14 protein-coding genes are annotated in these 15,862 nt (G+C 65.0%); 11 read left to right on the forward strand and 3 right to left on the reverse strand.

The genetic code is table 11. The annotated features are described in order from the left end of the window. Positions 1-1,581, forward strand: a complete 1,581-nt coding sequence (gene guaA / locus HNR05_RS16875) for a glutamine-hydrolyzing GMP synthase (RefSeq protein WP_179581129.1) — start codon at positions 1-3, stop codon at positions 1,579-1,581. A 746-nt stretch (positions 1,582-2,327) separates the two neighbouring features. Here the strand turns inward: guaA and HNR05_RS16880 are convergent. Together HNR05_RS16880 and HNR05_RS16885 are read right to left on the reverse strand one after the other, a co-directional pair. Beyond that, the gene (locus HNR05_RS16880; RefSeq protein ID WP_179580215.1) at positions 2,328-3,140 is read right to left on the reverse strand and encodes a Bax inhibitor-1/YccA family protein; all 813 of its coding nucleotides are present in this window, start codon (positions 3,138-3,140) and stop codon (positions 2,328-2,330) included. A 78-nt stretch (positions 3,141-3,218) separates the two neighbouring features. Continuing rightward, positions 3,219-3,758, reverse strand: coding sequence for a hypothetical protein (locus tag HNR05_RS16885; protein WP_179580216.1), 540 nt, complete (start codon positions 3,756-3,758; stop codon positions 3,219-3,221). Between the two features lie 38 nt (positions 3,759-3,796). Between HNR05_RS16885 and HNR05_RS16890 the strand changes: the two genes are divergently transcribed. The 5 genes from HNR05_RS16890 to HNR05_RS16910 all read left to right on the forward strand — a co-directional run bounded on the left by HNR05_RS16890 (position 3,797) and on the right by HNR05_RS16910 (position 8,892). Beyond that, positions 3,797-4,819 (forward strand): glycerophosphodiester phosphodiesterase family protein, encoded by a 1,023-nt coding sequence (locus HNR05_RS16890; protein ID WP_179580218.1) that lies wholly within the window; start codon positions 3,797-3,799, stop codon positions 4,817-4,819. A 78-nt stretch (positions 4,820-4,897) separates the two neighbouring features. Then, positions 4,898-7,372 carry an ATP-dependent helicase gene (locus tag HNR05_RS16895; protein ID WP_179580220.1) on the forward strand — a complete coding sequence of 825 codons (2,475 nt, stop codon included), beginning with the start codon at positions 4,898-4,900 and terminating at the stop codon, positions 7,370-7,372. Then, the gene (locus HNR05_RS16900) at positions 7,372-8,463 is read left to right on the forward strand and encodes an FUSC family protein (RefSeq protein WP_179580222.1); all 1,092 of its coding nucleotides are present in this window, start codon (positions 7,372-7,374) and stop codon (positions 8,461-8,463) included. The genes HNR05_RS16895 and HNR05_RS16900 overlap by 1 nt, the downstream gene beginning before the upstream one ends. A gap of 47 nt (positions 8,464-8,510) precedes the next feature. Next, on the forward strand, positions 8,511-8,699 hold the full coding sequence (locus HNR05_RS16905; RefSeq protein WP_179580224.1) for a hypothetical protein: 189 nt from the start codon (positions 8,511-8,513) through the stop codon (positions 8,697-8,699). A gap of 43 nt (positions 8,700-8,742) precedes the next feature. Then, positions 8,743-8,892, forward strand: coding sequence for a hypothetical protein (locus HNR05_RS16910; protein ID WP_179580226.1), 150 nt, complete (start codon positions 8,743-8,745; stop codon positions 8,890-8,892). Positions 8,893-8,923: 31 nt separating this feature from the next. On the opposite strand, the gene HNR05_RS16915 is transcribed toward HNR05_RS16910, so the two are convergent. Then, positions 8,924-9,301 carry a DUF3054 domain-containing protein gene (locus HNR05_RS16915; protein WP_179580228.1) on the reverse strand — a complete coding sequence of 126 codons (378 nt, stop codon included), beginning with the start codon at positions 9,299-9,301 and terminating at the stop codon, positions 8,924-8,926. Positions 9,302-9,453: 152 nt separating this feature from the next. Here HNR05_RS16915 and sucC point away from each other — a divergent pair, with 152 nt between their 5' ends. The 5 genes from sucC to purH all read left to right on the forward strand — a co-directional run bounded on the left by sucC (position 9,454) and on the right by purH (position 15,661). Beyond that, positions 9,454-10,623 carry an ADP-forming succinate--CoA ligase subunit beta gene (sucC, locus tag HNR05_RS16920; protein ID WP_179581131.1) on the forward strand — a complete coding sequence of 390 codons (1,170 nt, stop codon included), beginning with the start codon at positions 9,454-9,456 and terminating at the stop codon, positions 10,621-10,623. A 37-nt stretch (positions 10,624-10,660) separates the two neighbouring features. Continuing rightward, positions 10,661-11,548, forward strand: a complete 888-nt coding sequence (sucD, locus tag HNR05_RS16925) for a succinate--CoA ligase subunit alpha (protein ID WP_179580230.1) — start codon at positions 10,661-10,663, stop codon at positions 11,546-11,548. 301 nt (positions 11,549-11,849) lie between these two features. Next, the gene (locus tag HNR05_RS16930) at positions 11,850-13,247 is read left to right on the forward strand and encodes a cell division protein PerM (protein ID WP_343062661.1); all 1,398 of its coding nucleotides are present in this window, start codon (positions 11,850-11,852) and stop codon (positions 13,245-13,247) included. 135 nt (positions 13,248-13,382) lie between these two features. Further along, positions 13,383-13,976: a phosphoribosylglycinamide formyltransferase gene (purN, locus tag HNR05_RS16935; RefSeq protein ID WP_179580232.1), complete on the forward strand. Its 594-nt coding sequence runs from the start codon at positions 13,383-13,385 to the stop codon at positions 13,974-13,976. Then, positions 13,973-15,661 carry a bifunctional phosphoribosylaminoimidazolecarboxamide formyltransferase/IMP cyclohydrolase gene (gene purH / locus HNR05_RS16940; protein WP_179580234.1) on the forward strand — a complete coding sequence of 563 codons (1,689 nt, stop codon included), beginning with the start codon at positions 13,973-13,975 and terminating at the stop codon, positions 15,659-15,661. The genes purN and purH overlap by 4 nt, the downstream gene beginning before the upstream one ends. Positions 15,662-15,862: the final 201 nt, after the last annotated feature.

The following is a 15,862-nucleotide window of genomic DNA, read 5'->3' on the forward strand; positions in this document are numbered from 1 at the left end:
GTGACCGAACAAACCATCGCCCGTCCTGTGCTCGTCGTCGACTTCGGCGCGCAGTACGCGCAGTTGATCGCACGGCGCGTGCGCGAGGCATCCGTCTACTCGGAGATCGTGGCTCACACGATCACCGCGGCGGAGGTGCAGGCGAAGAACCCGATCGGCCTCGTGCTATCGGGCGGGCCGTCGAGCGTCTACGCCGAGGGTGCGCCGAGCTTCGACGCCGCGATTTTCGATCTCGGCATTCCGGTGCTGGGTATTTGCTATGGCTTCCAGGTGATGGCCACCGCCCTCGGCGGCGAGGTCTCCGAGACCGGCGCCCGTGAGTATGGCGCGACTCCGGTCACCGTGACCGACGACAGCAACGCGTTGCTCGCCGGCCAGCCGGCCGAGCAGACCGTGTGGATGAGCCACGGCGACTCGGTCTCGAAGGCGCCGGAGGGCTTCACCGTTCTCGCCTCGACCGAATCGACCCCGGTCGCCGCGTTCGCCAACGACGAGCGCAGGCTCTACGGCGTGCAGTGGCACCCCGAGGTGAAGCACTCCGAGCACGGCCAGCACGTGCTCGAGAACTTCCTGCACCGCGCCGCCGGCATCCCCGCCGACTGGAACAGCGGCAACGTGATCGCCGAGCAGGTCGCCCGCATTCGCGAGCAGGTCGGCACCGGCAAGGTCATCTGTGGTCTGTCCGGTGGAGTCGACTCCGCCGTCGCCGCAGCGATCGTGCACAAGGCCGTCGGCGACCAGCTGGTCTGCGTCTTCGTCGACCACGGTCTGCTGCGTCAGGATGAGCGTCGCCAGGTTGAAGAAGACTATGTCGCCGCCACCGGCGTGCGCCTGGTCACGATCGACGCCCGTGAGCAGTTCATCAACGCCCTCGCCGGAGTCAGCGACCCTGAGACCAAGCGCAAGATCATCGGCCGCGAGTTCATTCGTTCGTTCGAGCAGGCTCAGGCCGACCTCGTCGCCGAAGCCGCAGCCACCGACGGCGACCCGATCCGGTTCCTCGTGCAGGGCACGCTTTACCCGGATGTCGTCGAGTCCGGCGGCGGAAGCGGCACCGCGAACATCAAGAGCCACCACAACGTCGGTGGACTGCCCGAAGACCTGCAGTTCGAGCTCGTCGAGCCGCTGCGCACCCTGTTCAAGGATGAGGTGCGTGCGATCGGTTCCGAGCTGGGTCTGCCCGACGTCATCGTGCAGCGCCAGCCGTTCCCTGGCCCCGGACTCGGCATCCGTATCGTCGGCGAGGTCACGCAGGAACGTCTCGACCTGCTGCGCAAGGCGGATGCGATCGCTCGCGCCGAGCTGACCGCCGCCGGGCTGGACCGCGAGATCTGGCAGTGCCCGGTCGTGCTGCTCGCCGACGTGCGTTCGGTGGGCGTGCAGGGCGACGGCCGCACCTACGGCCACCCGATCGTGCTGCGCCCGGTCTCGTCGGAAGACGCCATGACCGCCGATTGGACCCGCCTGCCGTACGACGTGCTCGCGAAGATCTCGAACCGCATCACGAACGAGGTCGACGGGGTCAACCGCGTCGTGCTCGACGTCACGTCGAAGCCGCCGGGAACCATCGAATGGGAGTAGGTCGTTCGGGCGGGCAGTAAGTTTTTTGCTTCGCCGTCACAACGACAACAGGGCCAGGCTCGGTGTGCAGTAGTGGGATTCACTCGCACACCGGGCCCGGCCCTTTTTCGCGCCTTCCCACGGGGTGCGAGACGTGAGAGATGAAAGCGTCTGTTCTGCTCAGTGCAGGCTGCCCGAACTCCAGGGACGCGGTTGTGCGTCTCCAGGATGCGCTGGACCAGGTTGTCGGCCGGGGTGTTCGCGGGGATGGTCGCCTGGAAGTTCACTGAACCCGCAGCGTTGGCGGTCGCGGTGCCGAGCACGACGGGGTCGGAGTGGAGTTCGAAGCGCACTTGGCAGCCCGGGGTGAAGTCGGTTCCGGAGATGGTGAGGCCGTGGCCGGCGACGACGGTGGAAGCAAGAGAGACGCCGCGGGAACGAGAGGTGTGGCCAGGATCGTACGACCAGAGGCAGAGTGACGTTTCGCTTTCGGTAGTTGCTCATTGACGGCGTCGACCAGTTCGTCGTGGCACACGTGCCTTCCAGCCATCGTGCCGCGTGCACCCGACACGGGCGATATCGTGCGGATCAGACGCCGCGCTCAGCGTGCGCCTCCTGTCGGCGCTGCCGTCGCTCACCCTTATCTGTGAAGCCCGCAGGCGACTCCGGCCGAGCTCTTTTCGATTGCAGAACCCGAATCGCTCCGAGCGTGACGCAGAAGGGCCGGCTCCAACGGAGCCGGCCCTTCTAAGTGAATCGGGTGAGCGTTAGTCGCGCAGAATGGCGAACAGACGCAGCAGCTCGACGTAAAGCCAGACGACGGTCACCATGATGCCGAAGGCACCGCTCCACGCGAACTTGCGCGGGGCGCGGTTGGTGACGCCGCGCTGGATGAAGTCGAAGTCCAAAACGAGCGAGTACGCGGCCATCACGACGGCGAGCAAACCGATGACGACACCGAATGGAATGCTGGTGCCGGGAATGTCTTGGCTGCGCATTCCGAACGCACCGGACGTGCCGCCGAAGACCATCATTCCGACGTTGATCAGCGAGAAGACCAGGTAACCGACCATGGCGATGAGGAAGACCTTCGTGGCCTTCTTCGACGCACGGATCTTGCCACTCTTGAACAGCGCCAGGGTCACACCGACAACGACGAGCGTGGCCAGAACGGCCTGCACGACGACGCCGCCCCACATCTGCTCGAAGATAAAGGAGATCCCACCGACGAAGAGGCCCTCAGCGGCGGCGTAACCAACGATCAGGCCCGGCGACGGCTCCTTCTTGAACGTGTTGACCAGGCCGAGTACCAGTCCGACGATGGCGCCGATCATGGGCAGTGCGGGCACGGCCGGGGTCAGCATCCAGCCGACGACGGCGGCAACGACCAGCACGGCGAAGCACAGCGCGGTCTTCGCGATGGTGTCTTCGTAGGTCATCCGGTCGGTGTCCTGCGCGCCCGCCGACGGGGCGTTGTACATCTGCTGCAGGTCGTCTTCGGAAAGCGTCTTGGTCGTGGCCAAGGCGCCGGGGGCGTTGAACGCCGGGTTGCGCGAAAACGCGGGGTTGGACGTTGCCATGGTGTCAGGCTCTCATTCAACTGGGGGACGGAGTCGTGCCGATAACCGACACAGACTCCAATCTATCTGAGAGGACGTTCAGGTTTGCTGAGGATCCGCCGAATGCCGTTCCTCCGCGGAGACGGCATCCGATGCGCGTAGCCCGCGGTGGCGCGAGATCCGGCGAGCTAGCCACGCGGATGCCACGACGACGGCCGTGCAGATCAGCACTGCCGGGGCTGTTGCGGCGTTGCCGTGCATCGCCGCTTTGATCCACACGCTGGCGGCGATGGGAAAGAGCACGGTGAGATACGCCGTCGGTGGCCGCTGCCGCACGAACAGCCATGCCGTCAGCAGAACGGCAAACGCGCCCATGAAGTCGGTGCCGGCAACCGGCACCAATCCTGAAATCATGCACGGCACCACGACGAGAAGCCGGCGCCAGAGCGCGCCGGGAAGCACGAGCCAACCCATCGCCTGCAGGATCGGACCGATCAGCAGAAACCAGAGGTTGAACGTGCTGGTGAGTGTCGTGATCGCTACTCCCAGCACGATGGCAGCGAGGCCGAGAACAGTGCGGGGGAGGTACCGCCCCCAGCGCAGAGCGCAGTTGCGTGTTGGTTCGATCCAGAGACTCACAGCACCGATTGTGGCAGGCTCACGACTACCCTGGGGGAATGACCAAGCATGCACCGTCGCATCCGCTCATCATCGGGCACCGTGGCGCGTGCGGATATCGTCCGGAACACACGCGCGCAGCCTACGAACTCGCGTTTGCGTTGGGCGCGGATGCCGTCGAACCCGACGTCGTCGCAACACGGGACGGTGTGCTTGTCATCCGACACGAAAACGAGATCTCGGGCACGACTGACGTCGCAGATCACGCGGAGTTCAAGGAGCGGCGCACGACGAAGCGCATCGACGGTGCCGAACTGACCGGCTGGTTCACGGAAGACTTCACCTGGGCCGAACTCTCGACGTTGCGTGCCCGCGAACGCCTACCCGGTCTTCGCAAATCGAGCGCCAGTTTCGACGGAGACTATCCGATTATTCGCCTGCGAGACCTCTTCGAGATCATCGACGAAGCCGCCGTTGACGCCGTACGTCCGCTCGGAATGGTCGCCGAGATCAAACATCCCACGTACTTTGAATCGATCGGGCTGCCGCTTGACGAACTCTTTGCAGCCGAGGTGAATGAGGCCGGCTGGAACGAGGGCGACGGCCGACTGGTGATTGAGAGCTTCGAACAAAGCGTTCTCAAACAGGTCTATTCCCGCGGCATCTATGGCAAACGGGTCTACCTCATCGAGGCGAGTGGCAAGCCTTATGACCAGGTAGCGCAGCACGGCAGCGCCGCCGCGAGCTACGCCGACACACTGACCGAAGCCGGTCTCTACGGGCTGGCCGGGCAGGTCGACGGGATCAGCGTCGACAAAGCGTTGATTGTCGAGACGGATGCCGCGGGAGCAGTGATCGGTGCCTCCGAACTCGTCGACAGCGCCCACGCCGCGGGGCTTGAGATCTACTGTTGGACGCTGCGGCCCGAGAACAAGTTTCTGGCGAAGTCGTTTCGCTCAAGCACGGTGGCAGCCGAGTTCGGCGCCTGGCAGAGCGAGTTCGGCTTGATCATGCGAACCGGCATCGACGGGGTATTCGCCGATCACCCCGACCTGGCGCTCGCGGTGCGCGACGGCCTCTGAGCCTGGATTCGTGCCGAGGGCGGCACGTGCGCGGACTCCGAGCCGTGTGTCAGCGGCACCGCCTAGAATTGGGACCAAATGACGACACTCTTCGACCCCGATTCCCCGCCCACGAATCAGGCCTCAGCTGTGCCCATCATCCTTGATTCCTCCGGACAGCTTCTCGGCGACGATGCCTCCCTGCTCGACGGTCTGAATCCGCAACAGCGCATCGCCGTGGAGTACCGTGGCCCAGCGTTGCTGATCATCGCTGGTGCCGGCTCCGGTAAGACCAGCGTGCTCACCCGCCGCGTCGCCAGCTTGATCGACAGCCGCGAGGCGTGGCCGAGTCAGATTCTTGCGATCACCTTCACCAACAAGGCCGCGGCCGAGATGCGTGAGCGTGTGCAGGCCCTTTTGGGGCAGGGCGCGAACGGTATGTGGATCTCGACCTTCCATTCCTCGTGTGTGCGCATTCTGCGGCGTGAGGCAGAGAAGGCCGGCCTGGGTGCCAACTTCAGCATCTACGACTCGTCAGACACCAGGGTCACCCTGAAGCGCATCATCAAGGGGCTCGACGCGGACTCCCTGGGCTTCACACCCGCCAACGCCTCGGCCAAGATCTCGAAGCTCAAAAACGAACTGGCCGACGCCGACTCGTACGCCCGCAACGCCAACATGAGCGACCCGCAAGAGGTCATGTTCGTCGAGATCTTCCGGCAGTACACGCGTCGACTGCGCGATGCCAGTGCCCTCGACTTCGACGACCTGATCGGCGAAACGGTCTACCTGTTTCGGGCTTTCCCCGACGTCGCAGCGCGCTACCGGCGCCAGTTCCGGCACATTCTGGTCGACGAATACCAAGACACCAACCACGCCCAATACTCCCTCATCCGTGAGCTCACGCGCCCGGTCACCGCGGCGCTCGCCGAAGACATGGAGGCCCAAGGCCTGCACGTGCGCAACCTGCAGGATGCGACGGGTGCGATTCCCGGGGCTTCGCTCACCGTGGTGGGCGACTCTGATCAGTCCATCTACGCCTTCCGTGGCGCCGACATTCGTAACATCAGTGAGTTCGAGCGTGACTTTCCCGGCGCGAAGGTGGTGCTGCTCGAGCAGAATTACCGCTCGACGCAGAACATCCTCTCGGCCGCGAACGCCGTGATCAGTCACAACTTCGATCGTAAAGACAAGAAGCTCTGGAGCGCCGACGGCCCCGGCGAGAAGATCGTCGGCTACACCGCCTACTCGGGTCATGATGAGGCCCAGTTCGTCGCCGACGAGATCGAGGCACTGCATGCCACCGGTACGGCCTACCGCGACATGGCCGTGTTCTATCGCACCAACGCGCAGACTCGAGCGCTCGAAGAGATCTTGGTGCGGGCGGCAGTGCCCTACCGCGTCGTCGGCGGTACCAAGTTCTACGAGCGCGCCGAGATCAAAGACGCCCTGGCCTACCTGATCGCGGTCGCAAACCCGGCCGATGAACTGGCGTTGCGGCGCATCCTGAACACCCCCAAGCGCGGCATCGGCCCCACCACCGAGACCGCCCTTCTCAGTTTTGCCGAAGCGAACGAGATCTCCTACCGCCAGGCCATGCGCGATGCCACCGCGCTCGGCCTCGGGCCGAAGGTCACGGGGTCGATTCTGCAGTTCGCCAGCTTGCTCGATGAGGCCGCGTTGAAGCTCGACCCTGAAAACCCGGCTGGTGTGGCCAACGTCTCCGAGGTGCTGACCTTCGTTCTCGAACAGAGCGGTCTTCTCACGGGCCTGCGCAACAGTCGCGACCCGCAAGACGAGGCGCGGGCCGAGAACATCGAAGAGTTCATTGCCCAGACGAAAGACTTCAACCGTGAGAACCCCGACGGGGGATTGGTCGACTTTCTTACTCAGGTGTCTCTCGTCGCCGCAGCCGACGATCTCGACGACGAGTCGGGAACGGTGTCGCTCATGACGCTGCACACCGCGAAGGGCCTCGAATACGACGCCGTGTTTCTCACCGGTGTCGAAGAAGGTTTGTTGCCCCACCAGATGTCGGCGGGCGAACCGGGCGGCCCGGCCGAGGAACGCCGCCTGTTCTACGTGGGAATTACGAGGGCGAAGAAACGGCTCTACCTCTCACTCGCGATGACCCGCGCGCAGTTCGGCGACGTGAACGTGGCAATGCCGAGCCGCTACCTGCAAGAAATTCCGGCCGAGTTGATCGAGTGGAAGCAGTCGCCGGGCATGGCGAACTCCCGCGGTGGAACCCAGCCGCGCGCCCTGAATGCCCGCCGTGACGGTTACGGCGGCGGCTTCAATGCACGAGGCGGCGGCAACCGGACCGACATCCCACCCGGGCTGCCGCCGGCACCCAAGCCGAAGACCGAATGGGCGAACCGCATTACGGCGCAGGTTCGCGACAACGGTGACTTGACGCTCGAGGCGGGCGACCGCATCCGCCACGTCGATTTCGGTGACGGCCGAGTGAATCAAGTCACCGGAGAGGGAACCAAGCGCATCGCGCATGTGCAGTTCGACACCTCGGGTGCCAAGAAGCTGCTGATCAAGGTTGCGCCGATCGAGAAGATCTAATGTCGGCCGCGCCGGGTGACGTCCACCCGCCGAGTCGGCCGGAGTCGCTGGCGGAGTGGGCGAAGAACCTGCGCCGGCTCGACTTCGAGGTGGCCACCCGCGCGGCACTCGCAACCGCCGTGCCGTTGATCGTGCTCGTGGCGCTCGGGCGCATCGACTGGGCGGCCTGCGCTTCGTTCGGCGCGATGACGGCGCTATACGGGCGTGCCGAGCCCTACCGCACCCGGGTGCGCACGGTGGGCGTCGCCGCCTGTGGTCTGCTGGTGAGCATCGCTCTGGGTGTGAGTATGGCCGCTGCCGGTGCCTCGCTGCCAGTGCTGGCCGTCGGGCTGTTGGTCGTCATCACTGCAGGCATGCTCCTCTCCGCGGTTTTCGGATTGTTCCCGGCCACAGCGATCTTCTTTGTTTTCGCCTACACGGTGTGTTCCCAAGCGCCGACGCCCAGTAGCGAGGTGCTGCCCCGAATGATTGTGGCCGTGATCGCCACCGCGTTCGCGTTCGCGCTCACCATGTCGGGATGGTTCATCCGGAAGGCCGCGGCTGACGCACCGGCCGGGTTGTTCAAGCCGCTGCCGCGTCACCCGCGCGTGCGAGTGGCCGCTGTGCGTGACGGCCGGGTGTGGCTGGCCATCGTGCAAAACCTCGTGGGCGTACTGATCGCCGGAGGGCTGGCCATCCTGGTGGGCATTGGCCATCCGTATTGGGCGGTGGTCAGTGTGGTGGCGGTGATGCCGCCTCCGGGCGCGACGCATTCGACGGCGCGGGCGATTCATCGCATCATCGGCACGGCGCTCGGCGTCGTCGTGACGGGCCTGCTGCTGTTGCCCGGACCATCCGTCGCGGTGCTGATCACGATCATCGCCGTCGGCCAGTTTGGCGCCGAGATCCTCGTCAGCCGACACTATGGCGCGGCTCTGCTCTTCATCACACCGCTTGCCCTGGCCGTTGCGCATCTTGCCTCGCCCGTGCCGGTGCAAACCTTGCTGGTCGACCGGGTCGTCGAGACCGCTCTCGGCGGCGGCGTCGCGATTCTGATCGTGCTGCTCACCCGCTGGACCATGCCGCTTGTTGCGGCAGGGCGACGAGCGTAGCGTGGCGTGCGAACAGCGATTCTTTCCAGACCACGGAGGCGACGACGATGCCAAGTGACCCCGAGGGACTGTGGCCGCAGCCGCCGGATCCCACTCGAAAGGGACGTGACGAAGAGCGTGAAATCGATGACGTCGATGAGATTCCGGATGTGGAAGAAGCCGTCGTCGGTGAACCGGAACGCGGTATCGATGCCGACGATCGAATCGTCGAAGAACTCGACGAATTCGAGCCCTGAACTCGTCTGGACCTCCACCTGATCCGGGGGTAGCGTCGGGTTTATGAGCGACATCAACGACCGGCATGACGACGAGTGGCGTGCCCACGCCCTCGCCTCGAGCCTGATCACAACGCAGGCCATCACCGTGATCTCCACGAGCGGCGACGCGGAGTTTGAGCGCGACGAGACGAATCAGCGAAGTACCGACTGACGAATCGTTGCCCGGGGTGCCGAGGTACGAATTAGGCTCGTCGTCGACGTTGAATAAGCAGCCAGATCGCACGCCAGCCAAGCAGAAATACGCCGAGAACGAGGGTCGTCACAATGGCGAAACTCAGCTGAACACCCTGACCCGCGACGAGGCGAAGGATCAGCCCGCCCGCGACAGTGATGAGCCAGATGCCGATGCCCGTCCCGAGGATCTGGCGCGGGTGTCGCCAGGCGCGCAGTGCGACCCAGCCGAGCGTGAGAGCGACCAGAAACGGCCACGCCGTGGTCACGACGCCGGCCAGGCCTTCGTTGTGGCTGGCTCGTCCGATGAGCACGAAGGCCACAACGAGCACAAGGTCGAGTGCGCCAGAGACGATGACGGAGGCTGTGGCTGATCGATGGGAGCTCATGACTCCAGCCTATTGACATCCTGCCCTCTCACTCAGGAGGTAGAGTTTTACTGCGGCCAGTGTCTCTTGACGTCAAGCTATTTTTCGCCGAGACGGCCTGTGCCCTCCCACTCACCATGCACGAACGCTCAGACGCGGATTGGAACAGCAGCGTGGATCTTTACGAATACCAGGCCAGAGACCTGTTTGAAGAGTATGGTGTCCCGGTTCTTCCGGGCATCATCGCGGACACCCCCGAGGAGGTGCGTGCAGCTGCCGAGAAGCTCGGCGGTGTTGTGGTCGTGAAGGCCCAGGTCAAGGTCGGCGGCCGCGGCAAGGCCGGCGGAGTCAAAGTTGCCAAGACTCCGGATGACGCAGAGGCCGCAGGCCGCGCCATTCTCGGTCTCGACATCAAGGGTCACACCGTCAACCGCGTGATGGTCGCCGGTGGCGCCCGCATCGCGCAGGAGTTCTACTTCTCGGTGATGCTCGACCGCTCCAACCGCTCCTACCTCTCGCTCGCCAGCTACGAAGGTGGCGTCGAGATCGAGGTTCTCGCCGTCGAGAAGCCTGAAGCTCTTGCCCGCGTGGCAGTCGACCCGAACGCTGGAATTGACCTGGACAAGGCCCGCGAGATCGCGGTTGCCGCGAAGTTCCCGGCCGAGCTGATCGAGAAGGTTGCCCCCGTCTTCGTGCAGCTCTACAACGTCTACACGGGTGAAGACGCGACGCTCGTCGAGGTCAACCCGCTCGTTCTCACCGAAGAAGGCGACATCATCGCCCTCGACGGCAAGGTCACGCTCGACGAGAACGCCGGCTTCCGTCACCCGAAGCACGCCGCTCTCGAAGACGCTGCTGCTGCAGACCCGCTCGAGGCCAAGGCCAAAGAGAACGACCTCAACTACGTCAAGCTCGACGGTGAAGTGGGTGTCATCGGAAACGGCGCAGGCCTCGTCATGTCGACACTGGATGTCGTTGCGTACGCCGGTGAGAATCACGGTGGCGTGAAGCCGGCCAACTTCCTCGACATCGGCGGCGGAGCATCCGCTGAGGTCATGGCCGCCGGTCTCGACGTCATCCTCGGCGACCCACAGGTCAAGAGCGTCTTCGTCAACGTTTTCGGTGGCATCACCGCCTGTGACGCTGTTGCCCACGGCATCGTCGGCGCTCTTGCCGAGCTCGGCGCTGCGGCAAACAAGCCCCTCGTTGTGCGCCTCGACGGCAACAACGTCGAAGAAGGCCGTCGCATCCTCGCCGAGGCGAACCACCCGCTTGTCACTCTGGCGGCCACCATGGACGAGGGTGCCGACAAGGCCGCCGAACTCGCCAACGCCGCCCGCTGATCGAGCCTGTCGAGATCAAGGAACAAGGAAAAAATATATGTCAATCTTCCTCAACAAGGACTCCAAGGTCATCGTGCAGGGCATCACCGGCGGTGAGGGTACCAAGCACACCGCCCTCATGCTGAAGGCCGGTACCCAGGTCGTCGGTGGCGTCAACGCTCGCAAGGCTGGCACCACTGTCGTGCACGGCGACGTGGAGCTGCCCGTCTACGGAACCGTCGCCGAGGCGATGGAAAAGACCGGCGCGGATGTCTCCATCGCGTTCGTTCCGCCGGCATTCACCAAAGACGCAGTGATCGAGGCCATCGACGCCGAGATCCCGCTGCTCGTCATCATCACCGAGGGCGTTCCGGTTCAGGACTCGGCTGAGTTCTGGGCCTACAACAAGGCCAAGGGCAACAAGACCCGCATCATCGGCCCGAACTGCCCCGGCATCATCACGCCCGGTGAGGCGCTCGTCGGCATCACGCCGGCGACCATCACCGGTAAGGGCCCGGTCGGACTCGTCTCGAAGTCGGGCACCCTGACCTACCAGATGATGTACGAACTGCGCGACCTCGGCTTCTCGACCGCGATCGGCATCGGTGGCGACCCCATCATCGGCACCACGCACATCGACGCTCTCGAGGCGTTTGAGAACGACCCCGAAACCCTCGCCATCGTCATGATCGGCGAGATCGGTGGCGACGCCGAAGAGAACGCCGCTGCCTACATCAAGGCGCACGTCACCAAGCCGGTCGTCGGCTACGTGGCCGGCTTCACCGCGCCCGAAGGAAAGACCATGGGCCACGCCGGGGCCATCGTCTCCGACGGAGCAGGCACCGCACAGGGCAAGAAGGAGGCCCTTGAGGCCGCCGGAGTCAAGGTTGGCAAGACGCCAAGCGAGACCGCTACTCTGCTGCGTGAGGTTCTCGCCGCACTGTAACGATGCATTAATCACGGGCCCATCGGATTCAATCTGGTGGGCCCGTCTGCGTGCACGTCGTGCATTCGAAACTGCCTGATGACAGCGGCCGGAACGGGGTCGATACTGAGGCCATGCAAGAAATATTTGAAACAGCGCTCATCGTGTGGGTGATCGTCGGTGTCGTCCTCGGGCTCTCGGCCGTCATCGCTTTGGCGAGGGCGCCGTACCGTAAGAAAAAGTAGGAGCACATTTTAACCGGCGCTGCTGCCGTCAGCGCTGCCCTCCGGGCACAGGATGCGCAGAATGGTCGACCGAAGCGGTGTGCGGCGGTGCAGAGGGCGGGCGTACGGCGGGACTCACGGCGGCACTCACGGCGGGACTCACGGCGGCACTCACGGCGGGGGAGCCGACGGATGACGCAGCTGCAGGTAAGCTCGAAAGCCGAATGAACCGCACAACGACAGCCCTGCTCGCCGCGCTCGAGGCGCTGATCGTCGTCGCCATCGGCGTGGGGATCGCGCTCGTCCCGCTGACGATTCTCTGGGCGACGCATTTCGAACTCGCCGTCGACTGGAGCATGTTCTGGCAGGCGGCCGCAAATGTGTGGCTGCTCGGCAATGGAGTCGATCTGAGCGTCACGCTCCCCGCCGTACTCAGCGCCCCACTCGGCTTGCCCGGGGCCGAGGCACCATTCGGCCTCACCATCGCGCTACTTGGGTTCACCGTCCTGGCCGTGGCGCTGGGCGTGCGAACCGGCATCCGTGCGATCGAGACCCCGCACCCGCTCGTGGGAGTACTGGCGGCCACGCTGAGCTACGCGGTCTTCGCCACGTTGATCACGTTGTCCGCGGTCAGCGCCGTTGTGACGCCGTCGCTCGTGCAGGGCATCGTGCTGCCGACACTGATTTATGCCGCAGGAGTCCTCCTCGGCGCGACGGGACTGTTCGGCCGAGGCGTTGGCGCCACTGATACGTCGTCGCGCGCCGGCAGCGGCCTGCCGACAGGTCCGTTGCTGGGGGTGCCGAACGTCGTGCGTGAACGCTACCGTGCACTGCCCCTGGTGTGGCGGTCGGGGGCCGCAGAGGCCGTGCGCGGTGGCATCGCGGCAACAACCCTGTTGATCGGCGTCGCCGCCGTCACCCTCACCGTGCTCGTGTTCGCGAACTTCGCAACGGTGATCGGGCTCTACGAGGCGTTGCAGGCGGGAATCATGGGCGGCGTCACATTGACACTCGCACAGCTGGCGATTCTTCCGAACCTGGTGCTGTGGGTTGTCTCGTGGTTCGTCGGCCCCGGTTTCGCGATCGGCGCGGGCAGCTCGGTGTCCCCCCTCGGCACATCGCTCGGTGTCATTCCCGGGCTGCCGATCTTCGGCGCGTTGCCGCACGGAACACTCGCGTTCGGATTCCTCGGCCTCCTGATGCCGGTGCTCATCGGATTCCTCGCAGCCCGGCTCGTGCGCCGACGCTCAGACCGCCTCGGGCTGCCCGTGCCGTCGCTGTCGACGGCCCTCTACACCGGCGTCGGAACCGGAGTGGTCGCGGGAGTGCTTCTCGGCCTGGCGATGTGGGCTTCGGCCGGTTCATTCGGGCCGGGGCGTCTCGTCGAGGTCGGCCCGAACCCGCTCGTGGTGGGCGTTCTTGCGGCCGTTGAAATCGGGATTGCAGCCTGCCTCGGCATGTGCGCCGGCATCCGCAGACCCGACCGAAGCGCGTAAGGCCGACCGCGCGAGTTGCCGCAGACTGCCCCATACGGCGCATCGAAGGGACGATCTGCGGCAATTCACGGATGGCGTGGCGCGAGGCTCACCCCGACGATCGTGGCCGAATGCTCGAAGCGGTAGGCTCAGAGGGTGCTGTCACTGGTCGTCCTCATCTCTGGCGGAGGGTCGAACCTGCGCGCACTCCTCGAAGCGTCTGAAGACGCCGAATTCCCCGCGCGGGTGGTGGCCATCGGTGCCGACCGAGACGCGGATGGGCTCGCGCTCGGCGAAGAATTCGGCATCCCCACCTTCACAGTGCCCTACTCGTCGTTTCCCGATCGGGATGCCTGGGGCGACGAGTTGCTCGCCCAGATCCAGCAGTGGCAGCCCGACCTCGTAGTGCTCAGCGGGCTGATGCGGTTGGTGCCGTCGCGCGTCGTCGAGGCACTCTCGCCGCACCTGATCAACACGCATCCGGCCTACCTGCCCGAGTTTCCCGGAGCGCACGGGGTGCGCGACGCCCTCGCCGCCGGTGCGACCCAGACCGGTGCCAGCCTGATCGTTGTCGACAACGGTGTCGATGCCGGACCGATCATCGCGCAAGAACGGATTCCGGTGTTGCCCGGCGACACCGAAACCACCCTGCACGACCGCATCAAACCCGTCGAACGCCGTCTGCTCGTGCAGGCAGTGCTCGACATTGCCAACGGACACGTCGATCTCAAGGAGCTATCAAACGCATGAGCGGTCACACTAACGCCCAGAGCCTGTATCGCGAGAGGGACGTCGTCCCGATCACGCGCGCGCTGATCTCGGTCAGCGACAAAACAGGGCTGACCGAGTTGGCGAATGCCCTCGCCGCCGCCGGCGTCGAAATCGTCTCGACCGGCTCGACGGCGGCGACAATTCGTGCGGCCGGCCACGAGGTCACCGACGTCTCCACCGTGACCGGCTTTCCCGAGTCGCTCGACGGACGGGTCAAGACCCTGCACCCCGCCGTGCACGCCGGCATCCTCGCCGACCTGCGTCTCGAGGCGCACGAAGACCAGCTGCGTGACCTCGGCATCGCCGCGTTCGAACTCGTTGTGGTCAACCTCTACCCGTTCGTCGAGACCGTCGAATCCGGCGCCGCGCCGGCCGATGTGATCGAACAGATCGACATCGGCGGACCGGCCCTCGTGCGTGCATCCGCGAAGAACCACGCCAACGTGGCCATCGTGGTGGACCCCGAGGACTATGACGAGATCATCGACTCCATTCAGGCCGGGGGCACCACACTGCGCACCCGCCAGAAACTGGCCTCGCTCGCGTTCGAGCACACCGCCCACTATGACCTGTCGGTGTCCGCGTGGTTCACCGAGAATGTCTACGACCAGTGGGCCGGCGACGACGCCGAGCTGGGCGCCGAGATCCTCGACCAGTTCGACGCCATCCTGGGAAGCGCTGCCGACAGCGACCTCGAAGCCGAGATGGCGTTCCCCGACACCCTCGTGATCGAAACGCACCGCGGCAGCGTGCTGCGTTACGGCGAAAACTCGCACCAGGCCGCCGCTCTTTACCTCGGTGAAGGCGGAGCCGGCATCGCGCAGGCGTCCGTGCTGCACGGCAAAGAGATGTCGTACAACAACTATGTCGACGCGGATGCCGCAGTGCGCGCCGCATTCGACTTCGACGAGCCGGCCGTGGCCATCATCAAGCACGCTAACCCGTGCGGCATCGCAGTTGCCACTCCGACGGCGACGGATGCCATCGCATCCGCTCATCGCCGCGCCCACGACTGCGACCCCGTGTCGGCGTTTGGCGGCGTGATCGCGGCCAATCGCATCGTCACCCTCGCTATGGCCGAGGCCGTCAGCCAGATCTTCACCGAGGTGCTCGTCGCCCCGGGTTTCGAGGCAGACGCGTTCGAGCTGCTGAGTGCGAAGAAGAACATCCGCCTGCTCGAACTGCCGGAGGACTACCGTCGCAGCTCGATGGAATTGCGTCAGATCTCCGGTGGTCTGCTCGTGCAGGAGACCGACGCGTTTGACGAGTTCGACTCGTCGACCTGGCAGTGTGTTGCGGGCGACGAGGCCGACGAGGCCACCCGCGCCGACCTTGAGTTCGCGTGGAAGGCCTGCCGCGCCGTGAAGTCAAACGCCATTTTGCTGGCGCACGATGGGGCATCCGTCGGGGTCGGCATGGGGCAGGTCAACCGAGTCGACTCCTGCCACCTCGCCGTGAACCGTGCGGGTGAGCGTGCCGCCGGATCCGTCGCCGCATCCGACGCGTTCTTCCCGTTCGCCGACGGTCTACAGGTACTGCTGGATGCGGGTATCACCGCCGTCGTGCAACCCGGCGGTTCGGTGCGCGATGAGGAAGTCATCGCGGCGGCCACCGCTGCCGGTGTCACGATGTATTTCACCGGGGAACGCCACTTCTTCCATTGATCTCGTGGGTTTCATGGGCCTGTGCCCGTTCGAGTGTGATCATTCGAGCGGGCATGGGCCTTTTTGGTGCGTAGTGGTCTTGCGCTCGAGTCGCTGCAGCCCTAGGCTAAAAGGCTGCCTGAACCGGGCGGTCCAAGACGAGAATAGACGCGCCCAGGAGGCCAGCATGATGAAGACAGCCCAGCTTACGATCGCATCCGG

Origin of the sequence: Leifsonia psychrotolerans (assembly GCF_013410665.1) — a bacterium.
GTDB lineage: Bacteria > Actinomycetota > Actinomycetes > Actinomycetales > Microbacteriaceae > Cryobacterium > Cryobacterium psychrotolerans_A.